The following is a 15,436-nucleotide window of genomic DNA, read 5'->3' as shown; positions in this document are numbered from 1 at the left end:
AACCAAATATTGATTAAGCATCGGCGCTGCGCTATCGAAGGTGAGCTGCAGGGCAGCCAAGGGGGGGATGGCTTATGAACGGGAAAGCTTTGTGGCTTGGCGTGGCGCTTGCCCTTTTGGCGGGGCCTGTTCTGGCAGAAAAATCCTCGGAATTCTTCAAGGACTATCAACAGTATAGTGACGACGGCAAGGCATTCCTGGACAAAATCGATCCAAAGACCGGCGCGGTCGACCTTCCCGAAGGCATCCATCTCGATCTCAAGGACAAGTTCTATTTTCTGGGCAAGAAGGACGCGACGTCCGTCCTGACCGAGGCCTGGGGCAATCCGCCTGATACCGCGTCCGAAGCAATCGGCATGATCTTCCCGGCCAAGTACGAGCCCATCGCCGGCAACGGTTGGGGCATCGAATTGCGCTATGAAAAGATCGGCCATGTCGATGACGCCGACGCCGCATCCATCGACTACACCGAATTGCTGAGCAGCATGCAGGCGGACACATTGTCGGCCAACGATCAGCGGGTGAAGGACGGCTTTCCCCCGATCAAGCTGATCGGCTGGGCCTCGCCGCCGGTCTATGATTTCGTCCACAAGCGGCTGCACTGGGCCAAGGAGCTGCAGTTCGGAGACGATACCGTCCACACGCTCAATTACGACGTCCGTTTCCTCGGCCGGGAAGGCGTCTTCGTGATGAGCTACATCGCTACGGTCGAACAATTGCCGGAGATCAAGCAGAGCCTGGACGAAGTGCTGGGCGTGGCGGACTTCAACACCGGCAAGAAATACACCGATTTTCTGCCCGGCACCGACACGGTCGCCGCGGTTGGCATTGGCGGCCTCATCGCCGGAAAACTCGCGGCAAAGGCCGGCCTGATTGCGGTCGCGCTCATCGCCCTGAAAAAGTTCGGCATTCTGCTGCTGGTACCGTTGGCCGGTCTTTGGCGCTTTATCCGCGGCAACAAGGGCATGTCCTAGAAACGGCGGTGTTTGCCCGTATGGCCGCCGGTTGGCGGTGCGCCAAAGGGAATGCCGGGCTGGATCACGTCCGGCGGTAGCCTATGCGCTAGGCGAATACGGCACGTTTCTGTCGTCCATTGTGCATCATGCCGCCCCGAGATAGCCGACAGTCGCACCCCATGACCGATACCGCATCTTCTTCAATCGCCGCACCGCCGATCGTCTCGCCGCGCGAAGAGCGGGTCGGCTTGCTGCTGGTGTTCCTGTCGGCGCTGATGTGGAGCTTTGGCGGCACCATCGCCCGCTTCATTGACACCGCTGACAGTTGGACGGTGGTGTTCTGGCGCTCGCTGTGGGCGGCTGTGTTCCTGATTTGCTTCATGGCCTGGCGCGACGGCTGGCGCGGCATGTTGCGGCTGTTTCGCGACATGGGCCTGCCCGGCCTTGCCGTGGCCGTCTGTTTCGCCACGGCGTCGACGTGCTTCGTTGTCGCGCTCGCCTACACCACCGTTGCCAATATCCTGTTGATGCAGGCCGGTGTGCCGCTGCTGGCGGCATTGCTTGCCTGGGTGCTGTTTCGCGAACGCGTCGCCGTCGCGACCTGGGTGGCGATCGCCGCCGTCATCGCCGGCGTCGCCATCATGGTGTCGGAATCGCTCGACGGCGCCGTATCGCCCATCGGCGACGGGCTGTCGCTGCTGATCGCCGTCATGTTCTCGATTGCCACCGTCATCACCCGGCGCTTCGCCCATGTGCGCATGACGCCGGCGACGTGCCTCGGCACGATGCTGGCAGCGGCTTTCGCCGCATCGCAAGCCACGCAGTTTGCCACGTCGGCCCACGACATGGCTTTCCTGTTTGCCTTCGGCGTCATCAATCTCGGCCTCGGCCTTGCCTTCTTCGCCACCGGCGCGAGGCTGGTTCCGGCGGCGATCGCAGCACTCCTCGGCACGTTCGAGCCGATCCTCGGACCGATCTGGGTCTGGCTCGTTCATGGCGAGGTGCCCTCGGTGCGCACCATCATCGGCGGCGCGGTGGTGGTCGCCGCGCTGCTCGTCCATATCGCGCTTGAATTCAAGCGCCAGGCGAGGCCTGCACGGCCGGGGACCACCGGCCTGCCATCCCCTAATTGACCCGCCTTTCCCTTGGTTGAGCCCGTCTTCCCTAATTACGCCCGTCTTTCCCCAATTAGCGAAGCCGCACGCCCTATTGACCGAGCTTCCCCGCGCGGGCCATTGACAACCTTGCTGCGGCACGGGCAGGCTGGGGGCTCGGCAACAACAAGACAGGCTTATCTTGCCAAGTGTCCCCGCCGGTCGGACCAAGACCGGACCACAGCGTCGTATCCCTGCCCGCGCCGCGGCGAAAGCCTCTGACGGCGTCAGCGCGCCCGCCATGCGGGCACACAGAGCCATCATCTGCCGCTCGTCGAACCGCCCGGACGGCGCTGGCAGTTCATGCTTGTGGCTGCCCGGAAAGCTCAATACTCTGAAGCAAATGCCCAATCGCGCTCGAACAGCGACGACTTGGCGAAGGAACACTCATCAAAGGAGAACAGCATGATCCGCAAAGCGCTCTGGCTTTCGGCAACCTCGGCATTTCTGACGCTTTTCGCCGTCGGCGGCCATGCCGAGGATCGCGTCGTCAACGTCTTCAACTGGTCGGATTACATCGACAGTTCCATCATTGACGACTTCACCAAGGAGACCGGCATCAAGGTCGTCTACGACACCTTCGATTCCAATGAAATCCTCGAGACCAAGCTGCTTGCCGGCGGCAGCGGCTATGACGTCGTCGTGCCCAGCGGCAACTTCCTGGCGCGCCAGATCCAGGCCGGCGTGTTCCAGAAGCTCGACAAGTCGAAGCTGCCCAACATTTCCAACATGTGGGACACGGTTTCGGAGCGCACCGCCAAATACGATCCGGGCAACGAATATTCGATCAACTACATGTGGGGCACGGTCGGCATCGGCTACAACATCAAGAAGGTGAAGGCAGCACTCGGCACCGACAAGATCGACAGCTGGGATGTGTTCTTCAATCCCGACAGCCTGGCCAAGCTGAAGGACTGCGGCGTCTATGTGCTGGACTCGCCGGCCGACATCATCCCGGCGGCGCTCAAATATCTCGGCCTCGATCCGAACAGCACCTCACCTGACGACATCGCCAAGGCCGAGGAGACGTTGCTGAAGGTGCGGCCGTATATCCGCAAATTCCATTCGTCCGAATACATCAACGCGCTCGCCAACGGCGATATCTGTTTGGCGGTCGGCTGGTCGGGTGACGTCTTCCAGGCACGCAACCGCGCGGTCGAGGCCAAGCAAGGCGTCGAGATCGGCTATTCCGTGCCCAAGGAAGGCGCCCAGATGTGGTTCGACCAGATGGCGATTCCCGCCGATGCGCCGCATGCCGCCGAGGCACTCGAATTTCTCAACTACATGATGAAGCCGGAAGTGATCGCCAAGTCGTCCAACTATGTGCTGTACGCCAACGGCAACAAGGCTTCGCAGAAGTTCGTCGACAAGGCGCTGCTGGATGATCCGGCGGTCTATCCGGACGCCGAGACCTTGAAAAAGCTCTATACGGTCCAGCCCTACGATCCCAAGACTCAGCGCCTGATCACGCGCAGCTGGACCAAGATCGTCACCGGCCAGTAAGCAATGCGACATGGTCCCGGCAGTCATCTGCCGGGACCATTCTTCTCTGGGGCAAGAAGCAAAAAAAACAGGACGGAGTGGGACATGAAATCGCTTGGCAGCATCCGCAGGGATTTCGCGCCATGGAACGACCCGAACGCCAAGCCATATATCCAATTCGAGAATGTCACCAAGAAGTTCGGTGACTTCACCGCCGTCAACAATCTGTCGCTGACCATTTTCGAGCGCGAGTTCTTCGCCCTGCTCGGCGCGTCGGGCTGCGGAAAGTCGACGTTGCTGCGGATGCTTGCCGGCTTCGAGGAGCCCACCGCCGGCCGTATCCTTCTCGACGGCCAGGATTTGCGCGGCATCCCGCCCTACCGCCGCCCGGTCAACATGATGTTCCAGTCCTATGCGCTGTTCCCGCATATGAGCGTGGAAAAGAACATTGCCTTCGGCCTCAAGCAGGAAGGCATGCCGGGACCGGATATCGAAAAGCGCGTCGCCGAGATGCTGAAGCTGGTGAAGCTAGAGCAGTTCGCCAAGCGCAAGCCGCACCAATTGTCGGGCGGCCAGCGCCAGCGCGTCGCGCTCGCCCGCTCGGTTGCCAAGCGGCCAAAAGTCTTGCTGCTCGATGAGCCGCTCGGCGCGCTCGACAAGAAGCTGCGCGAGGAAACGCAGTTCGAGCTGATGGACCTGCAGCAAAATCTCGGCCTTACCTTCGTCGTCGTCACCCACGACCAGGAAGAGGCGATGACCATGGCCGACCGCATCGCCATCATCGACAAGGGCGAGGTGATGCAGGTGGCGACGCCGGCGGAAGTCTATGAGGCGCCGAGCTCACGCTTCGTTGCCCACTTCGTCGGCAATGTGAACATGTTCGAAGGCAAGGTCGCCGAGCGTGCGGCAAACACCACGCGCATTACCGGCGCGACAGGGGCCCAGATCGTCGTCGAAAACAGCACCGATACAAAGGCCGGTTCCGACATCGTCTTCGCCATCAGGCCGGAGAAGATCAAGGTGTCGTCGAAGAAACCGGCCGACGCAGTCAATGCGCTTGAGGGCGAGGTCTACGACGTCGCCTATCTCGGCGACATGACCGTCTACCACATCAGGCTGGATGACGGCCAGATCATCAGGGCAAGCGCGCTCAACGCTGCACGCGTCACCGATGATCCGCTGACCTGGAACGACCGCGCCTGGGTCTCCTTCCGGCCGGATGCCGGCGTCGTGCTGACACGGTAGGGGGCGGCCATGTCCAACATCGCCATCACCGGCACCGGCCCATCGACAGCGGCCAAACCGTTTCTGACACGGCTCGGCGCCGGCTTCGTCAGCCGGCTCGTCATCATCGTGCCTTATCTCTGGCTGCTGTTCTTCTTCTTCATCCCGTTCATCATCGTCTTCAAGATTTCGCTGTCGCAGTCGGCGATCGCCATGCCGCCCTACACGCCGGCGCTCGATTTCAGGGACGGCATGTCCGGGTTCTTTGTCCGCTTCCGCGAACTCAGCTTCGACAATTATGTCTGGCTAACGCAGGACGCGCTTTACTTCAAAGCCTACGTGACCAGCGTTATCATCGCTGCAGTCTCGACGATCCTGACCTTGCTCGTCGGCTTCCCGATCGCCTACGGCATGGCCCGCGCGCCGGCGACGATCCGTCCGACCTTGCTGATGCTGGTAATCCTGCCGTTCTGGACGTCGTTCCTGATCCGCGTCTATGCCTGGATCGGCATCCTCAAGCCCGAGGGTCTGCTCAATCAGCTGCTCTTGTCGCTGCACATCATCAATCAGCCACTGATCATCCTCAACACTTACACGGCGATCTTCATCGGCATCGTCTATTCCTACCTGCCATTCATGGTGCTGCCGCTCTATTCCTCGCTGGAAAAGATGGATTATTCGCTGATCGAGGCGGCAAAGGATCTCGGCTGCCCGCCGACATCAGCCTTCTGGAAGATCACCTTCCCGCTGTCGCTGCCCGGGGTCATCGCCGGCTGCCTGCTGGTGTTCATTCCAGCGGTTGGCGAGTTCGTCATTCCCGATCTGCTCGGCGGCTCGCAGACGCTGATGATCGGCAAGACCTTGTGGAATGAATTCTTCGCCAACCGTGACTGGCCGGTGTCGTCGGCCGTCGCCGTCATCCTGCTGCTGCTCCTGATCGTGCCGATCATGCTCTTCCAGCAGGCCCAGGCACGCGCCCAGGAGCAGGACAAATGAACGCCACCTGGAGCCGCTTCAACGTCACCTCGGTCGTGCTGGGCTTTGCCTTTCTCTATCTGCCGATCGTGCTGCTCATCGTCTTCTCCTTCAACGAGTCGAAGCTGGTCACCGTCTGGGGCGGCTTCTCGACCAAATGGTATGCCTCGCTGTTCCACAATCAGGGGCTGATGGACGCCACCTGGGTGACCGCGCGTGTGGGTGTCATCTCCGCCACTGTGGCAACCGTGCTCGGCACGCTGGCAGCACTGACCTTGACCCGCTACACCCGCTTCCGCGGCCGCATCCTGTTTTCCGGCATGGTGTTTGCGCCGCTGGTCATGCCGGAAGTCATCACCGGCCTGTCGCTGCTGCTGCTGTTCGTTGCCGTCGGTCTCGACCGTGGCTTCCTGACCGTGACGCTTGCTCACATCACCTTGACCATGTGCTTCGTGGCCGTCGTCGTGCAGTCGCGCCTGGTGTCGTTCGATCGTTCGCTGGAAGAAGCTGCCTTGGACCTCGGCGCAACGCCGGTAAAGACCTTCTTTCAGATCACGCTGCCGGTCATCATGCCGGCCATCGTCTCCGGCTGGATGCTGGCCTTCACCCTGTCGCTTGACGACCTGGTCATCGCCTCCTTCACCTCCGGGCCTGGCGCCACCACGCTGCCGATGAAGATCTACAGCCAGGTGCGTCTCGGCGTGACGCCGGAAATCAACGCCGCCTGCACCATCCTGATCGCCGTCGTGGCGGTAGGCGTCATCATCGCTTCGGTCGCCAACAAGCGGCGTGAGGTGCAGCGCCAGCTCGACGAACAGGCCGCGCAGCGCGGTTGATTGCGTCAAACGAGGGATAGGGCGGTTCCGGTAAGGGACCGCCTATTCGCCTGAGACGCCGCGGCTGATCGGCGAGATGAACGGCGTGCTCCAGGTGCCGCCGACGAAGAATGACGACTGGTTGGATCCCTGCTGGCCATTGACCGGTGCCGCTGCCGGGTCGGCCTGGGTGACACCCCCCGAAAGCGCCAGCCCGCGTCCGCCGTAAGAGGCGATGCCGGACAGCCAGACCTTGTATTTCGCCGAATTGGCCTCGGCCTTGTCCAGCCTTGCCACACCCTTCGAGATGGTGGCCTTGAGCTCGGCGCCGTCCATCGGCAGTGTCCCGTCCGAGACGTCGTCGAGCGCGAAGAAGCCGCCCTGTTCCGTGTGCTTCAGAAATGCCGGCAAATTGAGCCCGCTCAGCGCGCCAGGCCCGAACGTCGCAGAGACCGAGCCGTCCGCGTTCTCGAAGATCGAGTCCCAGGATTTGCCCGGCCCTTTGAGAATGACCGAGACAGTGCCGGTGCTGGCCGGCACCAGCCGCGTCATTCCGGCCGCGGTGCCGAAAGCGGCGCCGTCAATGTCGGAGGCGAGCAGCCGGATCTCGACCTGCGAGCCCTCCGGTTTGCGGTCGAAACGCAGGCTACTTTGCACGTTGCCGCCAAAGGCCGACGCATCGGAGATATCGAAGACGGCAAGCCCGTTCTTCACCTGCGCCGTGGCGGCGACGTCGGCAAGCTGGATTGCGCCGGCCGAGGCATGCGCCGCTGACAGCCTCAGATCGAGATTGATCCGGTCGGCGAAGCTGGTGTCGATTTCGCCGGGACCGGTCTCGCCGGTCGGCGCCAGCGGCGTGAAGGCCGAAAACAGCGACCTGAGGTCGAGCGTATCGAAGGCGAGTGTGCCTGATATCACCGGCAAGGCGTCGCCGAACGAAAAATCCAGCGCCCCCATTCCCGGGTTGTTGTCGAGCGTCACCGCGGTGTTTTCGAATTTGACGCGGCCGGCGGTCGCCGTGATCTTGCTCGAAATCGAGACCGAACCGATCGCCGTACCAGGAGCAATGCCGGCCTGCGACCATTCCAGCACGCGCCGCAGCGAGGGCGCGGCGAATTTCGCCTGGCCATCGAAATAGGCGTTTTGCGACATGCTGGCCGTGCCGTCGAACGAGAAGCTGGCCGGCGCTGCCTTGAACGAAAACGTGACCGGTGCGGCGCCGCCGGCAAACAGCACCAGCGGCTTGGGCGAGGCGGCATCGACGGTGACGCTCTCGCCGCGCCAGATTCCGGTCGCCGACAAGGTCGCGTTGCTGTTCATCGCTGCCCAGCTCGCCTGGCCGGACAGGCTGGTCAGCAATTCGACGTCCTTGCCGCCGACGGAGGCGACCATGCGGCCGTCCCTGAATTCCACGGTGCCGAACGGATCGGCGGGCAGCTTGCTCAGATCCGGCTTCGTCGGATCGGCGTTGACCACGCCGCGCGCCGTGTCGATGGAGCGGGTGATGCGTCCGCCCGTTGGTATGGCGGGCAGGAATATGCCGTTTGCGGCGCGCTGGACCCGGATCGTCGGCCGCACCAGCCGCGCCGTCGAAAACACCACATCGCCCTGCAGCGCCGCCATGGCCGAAAGGTCGACCTCGACCCGTTCGGCCTCGATCACCGGCGGCGCGTCGGTCTCGGTCCACTGCGACAGCGTGACGTCGCTCAATATGGCGCGGAACTTCGGCCACACCTCGATGCGCGGCGAACCGGCGATGGTGACCCTGAAACCGCTCCACGCGCTCATTTCCCAGGCGATGCGATCGCGCACGATCCGGGTCGAGGCAAACAGCGGCAGAGCGGCGACGACCAGCGCGATGACGAGCACGGCAACGCCGATCGCCCATATTCCGCGCCGGATCAAAGGTGATGGCATATTGCCCCGGTTGCTTTCATTCCGATAACGCCTGACGGGTGTAACCGCCAGTCGTCACCACGCCTTCCAGCCGTCACTACGACTTAGGGCTGAGGCATTTCAAGTCTTTATGGCCCGGCGATGGCAATTGCGCACATATGGCCGAGTTTAGCGGAACAAAATCTTGCTCTGCCGCACGGTGGTAGGCATAAGCTGCAGCTTCAGCCTGCTACGAGGCGCGGCGTTTTTGGGGCAGCGGCGCCTGTAAAGCTGAGGCTAGTGCATGTCGCCCGGAAGAGTGCAGCGGTTCCGGGACAACGACGTGCATCAAAACAAAAGCATATCTATCTTGCGACGCGACGGGCTTCAAGGAGGATCGATCATGGCTGCCGAAGCACCGCTCTGGACCCCGACGCAAGACCAGATCGACGCAGCACCACTGACCGCGTTCATGAAGGCAGCAGCGGCCAAAAGCGGCACATCCTTCGCTTCCTACGCCGAACTGCACCGCTGGTCGGTCGAGGATCGCGAAGGCTTCTGGAGCCTGCTGTGGGACTTTTGCGGCATTGTCGGCGACAAAGGGACCGATGGGACGGTGCTCGTCGATGGCGACAAGATGCCCGGCGCATCGTTCTTTCCCGATGCGACACTGAACTTCGCCGAGAACCTGCTGAAGAAGACCGGTTCCGGTGACGCGATCGTCTTTCGCGGCGAGGACAAGATCGAGCGGCGGCTGTCGTGGAGCGAACTGCACCAGCTGACCTCGCGCTTTCAGCAGCTTTTCCTGTCGCTCAAGGTGAAAAAGGGCGACCGCATCGCGGCGATGATGCCCAACATGCCGGAAACCGTCGCCGCCATGCTGGCGGCCGCCTCCATCGGCGCGGTCTGGTCGTCCTGTTCCCCCGATTTCGGCGAGCAGGGCGTGCTCGACCGTTTCGGCCAGATCGAGCCGGTCATATTCATTGCGCCGGACGGCTATTGGTACAATGGCAAGGCAATCGAGGTAGCCGACAAGATCGCTGCCGTTGCGGCGAAGCTCGAAACCGTCCGCAAGGTCCTGATCGTCGACTATCTCGGTACCTCGCGCGATATCGCAGCGATCATCGACAAGGCCGTGGCGCTCGAAGAGGCGCTGTCACCCTTTACCGCCAAAGCGGTCACGTTCGAGCGGCTGCCGTTCGCGCATCCGCTCTACATCCTGTTTTCGTCAGGTACCACCGGCATTCCCAAATGCATCGTCCATTCGGCCGGCGGCACGCTGGTCCAGCACGTCAAGGAACACCGGCTGCATGCCGGGCTCGTCGAAGGCGACCGCTTCTTCTACTTCACCACCTGCGGCTGGATGATGTGGAACTGGCTGGTGTCGGGCCTGGCCTCGGGCGCCACGCTGCTGCTCTATGACGGCTCACCCTTCCACCCCGACGGCAATGTGCTGTTCAGCTTCGCCGATGCCGAGAAGATGACCTTTTTCGGCACCTCGGCCAAATTCATCGATTCCGTGCGCAAGGCCGGGCTCAAGCCTATCCGCAGCCATGATCTGTCGAGTGTGCGGGCGATTTCCTCGACCGGCTCACCGTTGTCGCCGGAGGATTTCCGCTTCGTCTTTGACGGCATCAAGAAGGACGTACATCTGGCCTCGGTTTCCGGCGGCACCGACATCGTCTCCTGTTTCGTGCTCGGCGTACCGACGCAACCGGTCTGGACCGGCGAGATCCAGGGTCCCGGCCTCGGCCTTGCTGTCGATGTATGGGACGATGACGGCAAGCCGATCCGCGAGCAAAAGGGTGAGCTGGTCTGCACAAAAGCGTTCCCGTCGATGCCGATCGGCTTCTGGAACGATCCTGAGGGCAAGAAATACCAGGCCGCCTATTTCGAGCGCTTCGACAATGTCTGGTGCCACGGCGACTTCGCCGAATGGACCGCGCATGGCGGCATGATCATCCACGGCCGTTCCGACGCGACGCTCAATCCGGGCGGTGTGCGCATCGGCACGGCGGAGATCTACAATCAGGTCGAACAGATGCCGGAGATCCTTGAGGCGCTGTGCATCGGTCAGGATTTCGACAATGACGTCCGCGTCGTGCTGTTCGTGCGGCTGGCCGCCGGCGTGACGCTGGACGAGGATCTGGAAAAGCGCATTCGTTCCAAGATCCGCAGCGGCGCCAGCCCGCGCCACGTGCCGGCAAAGATCGTCGCCGTCAGCGACATTCCGCGCACCAAATCGGGCAAGATCACCGAGCTTGCAGTGCGCGACGTGGTGCATGGCCGCGCCATCAAGAACAAGGAAGCGTTGGCCAATCCAGAGGCGCTGGAGCTGTTCAGGAACCTGCCGCAGCTGGCTGAGTGACGCGGCCGGGATGGTTAACCAGATATGTCGGTCGAATTTACCTAGATTTCATGAGTGGTACACATTCGTAAATTTTTTGGACGGCCGGTAAGGAGTTGTTAAGGCCCGGCGTCGATAGTCGCACGTAACTTGAGGGAGAAATCCCGTTCCTCGTCCCCTGAGGATCAGATTCGCTCAAGCCCCCGTTGTGACAGCAAATCCCATTTAAGGCGTCCTGTTGGACGCCTTTTCTTTGTCCGGGATTCTCGCCCGGAAATCGCCGGCCTATTCGGCCAGCACCCGCGTCGACGGGAAGGCGACCTCGACCAGCGTCCCTTCGCCCGGCGTCGAGGTGATGGTGAAGCGGGCGCGGTTGGCTTCCACCATCGCCTTGGTCAGCGGCAGGCCGAGACCGGTGCCGTCGCCACGCCCGCGCTTCAGCGCATTGATCTGCTTGAACGGCTTCAGCGCCTGCTCGATCTCGGCATGGCTCATGCCAATGCCGGTATCGCGCACCCGCATGACAACGTCGCCGGAGGTTTCATAGGCGGTCGACACGATCACCTGTCCGCCGGCTTGCGTATAGCGAATGGCATTGGACAGGATGTTGAGCGCGATCTGGCGCACGCTTCTGAGGTCGGCGACGACTTCCGGCAGTCGCGAGGCGAAGCTGGAGCGGATGATGACACGCTCGCGGTTGGCCTGCGGCTGCATCATCGCCACCGTCTCGGCCAGCGTATCGTTGAGCGACACCGCCTCGTAGTCCATTTCCTGCTGGCCGGCCTCGATCTTCGAAATGTCGAGGAGGTCATTGACGAGATCGAGCACATGGTTGCCCGAGCGGTTGATGTCTCTGAGATAGTCGCGGTAGCGGTCATTGGCTACCGGGCCGAACTTCTCGTCCACCATCAGCTCGGAAAAGCCGATAATGGCGTTGAGCGGCGTGCGGATCTCGTGGCTGATGCGGGCGAGGAAATCGGTCTTCTGCGAGGAGGCGCGCTCGGCCACCGCGCGCGCCTGGGTCAGATCCTCTTCGGCCCGCTTCCACTGCGTGATGTCGCGCACCACGGCGCAGAAGCCGCTGTCATTGGGCAGCCTGCCGATGGTCATGAACAGCGGGATGAAGCGCCCTTGCGCCTCGCGCCCGATCACCTCGCGGCCATCGTTCATCACACTCGCCACGCCGGGCTCGGACAGGCCGTTCAGATAGTCGCGCGCCGCGCGCTGGCTTTCGATGGCAAACAGCGAGGCGAACGGTTTATCGGTGACGTCGTCGCTGTCGAAGCCGAACAGCGCCTCGGCCGGCCGGCTGATCGAGCGGATGTCGCCGTCGCGGCCGATCAACACCACACCATCGGTCGCGGTGTCGATGATGGTGCGCATCTCGGCAATGCGCGCTTTGAGTTCGGAGACATCGGGCTGCGTCTGCTCCTCGGCTGCGAGATGCGCAACCATCGGCGGCTCGTTATCGCCGGTACGTCGCACCACCAGCATCAGCGCCTTGCCGGCGCGCCACGGCACCGAACGCAAAATGGCTTCGATCGGAAATTCCTGGCCCTCGCGCGTCTTCAGTTTGAGTGTGTGGTCGCTTTCGCCGGCCATTTCTGAATAGGGATCGGCAAACAGCGCGTCGAGCCCGCCGGCGTCGCTCAGGTCCTCAAGCGTGTCATAGCCGGTCAGGCCGAGGAATTCCTCATTGGCGTAATGAAGCTCGTCGCCCGAATGGATGAGCAGCGGCACCGGCAGCTTGCCGAGGATCGACGTGTCAGGGGCCTTGTGTTCATCTCCGGCCGAGAATGCCGAAGGCATGAACCCCTCAAGCTTGAGCGGCGGCACTTTCAGGCGCTGTGGTTCTGCCGGCACTGTGTCCGCATCGCCGGCCTTGTCCCCGTCTTCCACGGCGGAATCGGTCGCCTCGTCGGACGGCGCCCAATCCTCATTGTCCTCGGCATCGCGGAAGTCGGCCGACGTCATGCTGTCGTCTTCACCGGCATTGGCCGGCGTCTCGGCAACAACCGGCTGTGGCTCTGCGGCCTCGACGATCTCTTGGGCTTGCGTATCATCCGGTTCGGAAGCCGGCGCAAGTTCGTCGTTGGACGACGTTGCTTCCGTACTGTCTTCGGTGACGGAGCCTGGTTCGGGATCGGCATAGTCGAGCAGGGAGCGCGACACTGTCGGCGCCTTCGCCTCGCCTGCTTCGCTGTCCGCAAGGCCGTCGTCCGGCTGCTCGCCGTCAAGCCGCGTCAGGTCCTTTTCGTCCTCGGCATCGCTTTCCGGCGGTTCGGCCTCAGCCGTTTCGCTTTCGGGTGCGGCTGCCGATGGTTCAGCCACGGCAGCCAGGCCGGCTTCGTCCGGACTCGAGACCTCGGCGGGTTGTCGGGCTGGCGCGGCTGTTTCAGGCTGGTCCGCCTCGACATGATCCGGCTTGGGCTCATCTGCCTTGGCCTGGTCTGGCATTACCTGATCCGGATTGGCCGGTTCGGCCTGCTTGGCAGTCTCCGGCTGCTCCGGCGGGGGATTGTCCTTCTTCAGCCGCTCGCCGATTTCGCGGAAAGCGCTGCGCTCCAGCGTCGACAGGCCCCTCTCGCTTGTCGGCTGCTTGTCGTTGGCGGGCTGCCGATGCTCGGCCAGCCGGATGACCTTGTCGGCAAAACGACGTTCCTGCTTCGGCACGATGGTCAGTGCCGGCACTTCGCCCTCGAACGGATCGGCCGCCTTGGGAGCTTCCGCCACGGGCTGTTCCGGGGCCGGCTCAGCTGCTGCCGCTGGCGCGCCATTGGGCACCAGCGCCATGCCGATTGCTTCCGGATCGACCACCGCATCGCCGGCGCGGGCGACGCCGAAACCACGAAAACCTTCGAAGGCGCGGCTGCGGCCGTAGACAGGCAGTGCTGCCAGATCGACCGGTATCTTCAGGTCGGAGCCGGCAACCGGCCACAGTACCGAGCGGCCCGACCAGGTGTCGCGCCGTTCAAGCAGGCCGGCGATCTCGCCCGAGGCGTCGAGGCCGAAAATTGTCGCGACGTCCTTGAAGCGGCGGCCGATCACGTCGGCGGCGGCTTTGCCGACAATGTCGCCGAATTCCGGCGACAGCGCGCTGAACTTGCCCTCGGCGTCGGTGCGCCAGACGAAGCGCAGCGGCGGCGCCGAGCGGTCGATCTCACGTTTGGCGGGAGGCGCAGCCGGTGGGGCTGCGTCAGACGGCAGGGCGGGCGCAGCGGCACTGCTGTCCAACTGCGCACTCTCGGCCGGGGAAACAGAGTCCGGCTCGGCCTGCGCCGGGCTGTCCGGCTCGCCCGCCTGCGGCTCTTCGCCGGCATGGAAGTACCAATGATCATGTTGCGCCGGCGCGCTGTCATTCGCCGCCTGCTCGCGGCAGGTCGTCTGCTCGCGATGGTCCGCCTTTGTATCGGTTGACGCCGAAGCATCATGCTTGGTGGCAGCCGGACCTGTCTCCCCGACATCAGGCGCGGCCGCGAGTGGGGCGCCCTGATTCCCGCTTGCGGTGGGGTGGTCAGCCACCGCATCCACCGTTACCGCGTTCTCCGCGGCGGCTTGCGCCGGGCCATCGTCGACCTGCGCTGCAGCAGGTTCGGCATCCAGCTCGCCGACAGGATTTTCCTCACCGAGCTGATCCTCGTCGATGACCACCAGCAGATGCCTGGACTCGGTCAGGCGCGCGAAGCCGGCCGGATAGGACGTGGCGCCGCCGGGGACCAGCCGCTTGACGATGCGGTCGTCCTGGCTCGCCACGTCGGCGACAAGCGCGGCCAGCGTCTCAGGCCGGATGGCGAGCGCGCCAAAGCCATCGGAAGCCGCCTCGACAGTGCCGGCGGCGTCGACAAAGGCGATGAAATGGCCGTCTTCGGTAAAGCCGCTGATGGCGCGGGCCGCAATGTCGGCAGCACTGCGCGAGCCGGCCTGCGCTGCCGGCACCACCAGCATGATGGCGCTTTCGCCGTCCGGCATAGTCACCGCACTGGCCAGGAAGCCGACGGCGCGGCTGGTGATGCCGGTCGCCAGCCGTACCGTAATGGCGCGGTCGCTGCCGATCTGCGGGAAGCCCGCGGTCGCCATGATCTGGCGCCTGGCGATCAGCGGCAGCTGAGCCGAGGCGCCGATGATGGCCTCGATATCGGGATAGCCGAACACCGCAGCGCCCGGGCCGTTGGCCCAGATCACCTGTTCGAGGTCGGCCGACAGAATCGCGATCGCGTCGCCGGCGGCGAAGCGCTGGCGAACCGCATCAAGCACGGCGACATCGAGGAAAGAGTAGTTCTCGGAAGGCATGCGCTTGGCGGACCCTTTCGGTGAAACCTCTTGGCGAACCCCTCTTGGCGAACCTACAAGGCGGGCAATTTGCAGTTAACGCTTTGTTAATAAAAGCCCGCGCGGCGAAGGTCCACAAGCCATGGCGGGAAGCAGGTGGAATCTCTGGCCACTTGGTTAACAGCTCTCGGAATGTCCCTGGATAACTTCTTGGGTGACGCATGGGAAGAAATTTATGGTGCACTGCAACAAAGATATTGCATCGCACAAAAAAACCGCTATATTGCCATCATACATGAACGAGACGGCTTTTTGTCAAAGCCGCTACCCCGAAAGGAT

Annotated in this window: 9 protein-coding genes; 7 read left to right on the top strand and 2 right to left on the bottom strand. The window is 63.0% G+C overall.

The genetic code is table 11. The annotated features are described in order from the left end of the window. Positions 1-74 precede the first annotated feature (74 nt). From NKJ18_RS25870 to NKJ18_RS25845, 6 genes are all read left to right on the top strand, one after another. Positions 75-974 (top strand): DUF2167 domain-containing protein, encoded by a 900-nt coding sequence (locus NKJ18_RS25870; RefSeq protein WP_352760368.1) that lies wholly within the window; start codon positions 75-77, stop codon positions 972-974. Positions 975-1,135: 161 nt separating this feature from the next. Next, the gene (locus NKJ18_RS25865; protein ID WP_352760366.1) at positions 1,136-2,089 is read left to right on the top strand and encodes a DMT family transporter; all 954 of its coding nucleotides are present in this window, start codon (positions 1,136-1,138) and stop codon (positions 2,087-2,089) included. Positions 2,090-2,515: 426 nt separating this feature from the next. Further along, positions 2,516-3,613 carry a polyamine ABC transporter substrate-binding protein gene (locus tag NKJ18_RS25860; RefSeq protein ID WP_352760363.1) on the top strand — a complete coding sequence of 366 codons (1,098 nt, stop codon included), beginning with the start codon at positions 2,516-2,518 and terminating at the stop codon, positions 3,611-3,613. An 84-nt stretch (positions 3,614-3,697) separates the two neighbouring features. After that, entirely contained in the window at positions 3,698-4,837 is a 1,140-nt protein-coding gene (locus NKJ18_RS25855) for an ABC transporter ATP-binding protein (RefSeq protein ID WP_023669324.1), read from the top strand. Between the two features lie 9 nt (positions 4,838-4,846). Then, positions 4,847-5,812 carry an ABC transporter permease subunit gene (locus tag NKJ18_RS25850; protein WP_031196135.1) on the top strand — a complete coding sequence of 322 codons (966 nt, stop codon included), beginning with the start codon at positions 4,847-4,849 and terminating at the stop codon, positions 5,810-5,812. Then, positions 5,809-6,627, top strand: a complete 819-nt coding sequence (locus NKJ18_RS25845) for an ABC transporter permease (protein WP_023669326.1) — start codon at positions 5,809-5,811, stop codon at positions 6,625-6,627. Before NKJ18_RS25850 ends, NKJ18_RS25845 begins: the two co-directional genes overlap by 4 nt. A 42-nt stretch (positions 6,628-6,669) precedes the next feature. Here the strand turns inward: NKJ18_RS25845 and NKJ18_RS25840 are convergent, their stop codons facing one another. Then, the gene (locus NKJ18_RS25840; protein ID WP_023753890.1) at positions 6,670-8,523 is read right to left on the bottom strand and encodes an AsmA family protein; all 1,854 of its coding nucleotides are present in this window, start codon (positions 8,521-8,523) and stop codon (positions 6,670-6,672) included. A 361-nt stretch (positions 8,524-8,884) separates the two neighbouring features. On the opposite strand from NKJ18_RS25840, the gene NKJ18_RS25835 reads away from it, so the two are divergent. Beyond that, entirely contained in the window at positions 8,885-10,849 is a 1,965-nt protein-coding gene (locus NKJ18_RS25835; RefSeq protein WP_352760359.1) for an acetoacetate--CoA ligase, read from the top strand. A 264-nt stretch (positions 10,850-11,113) separates the two neighbouring features. Here NKJ18_RS25835 and NKJ18_RS25830 read toward each other — a convergent pair whose 3' ends face one another. Further along, positions 11,114-15,118 (bottom strand): histidine kinase dimerization/phospho-acceptor domain-containing protein, encoded by a 4,005-nt coding sequence (locus NKJ18_RS25830; RefSeq protein WP_352760357.1) that lies wholly within the window; start codon positions 15,116-15,118, stop codon positions 11,114-11,116. Positions 15,119-15,436: the final 318 nt, after the last annotated feature.

Source organism: Mesorhizobium sp. M0217 (assembly GCF_040321955.1).
Taxonomy (GTDB): Bacteria; Pseudomonadota; Alphaproteobacteria; order Rhizobiales; family Rhizobiaceae; genus Mesorhizobium.
The sequence above is the reverse complement of the archived record's forward strand: the minus strand, read 5'-3'. Positions and strand labels throughout refer to the sequence as shown.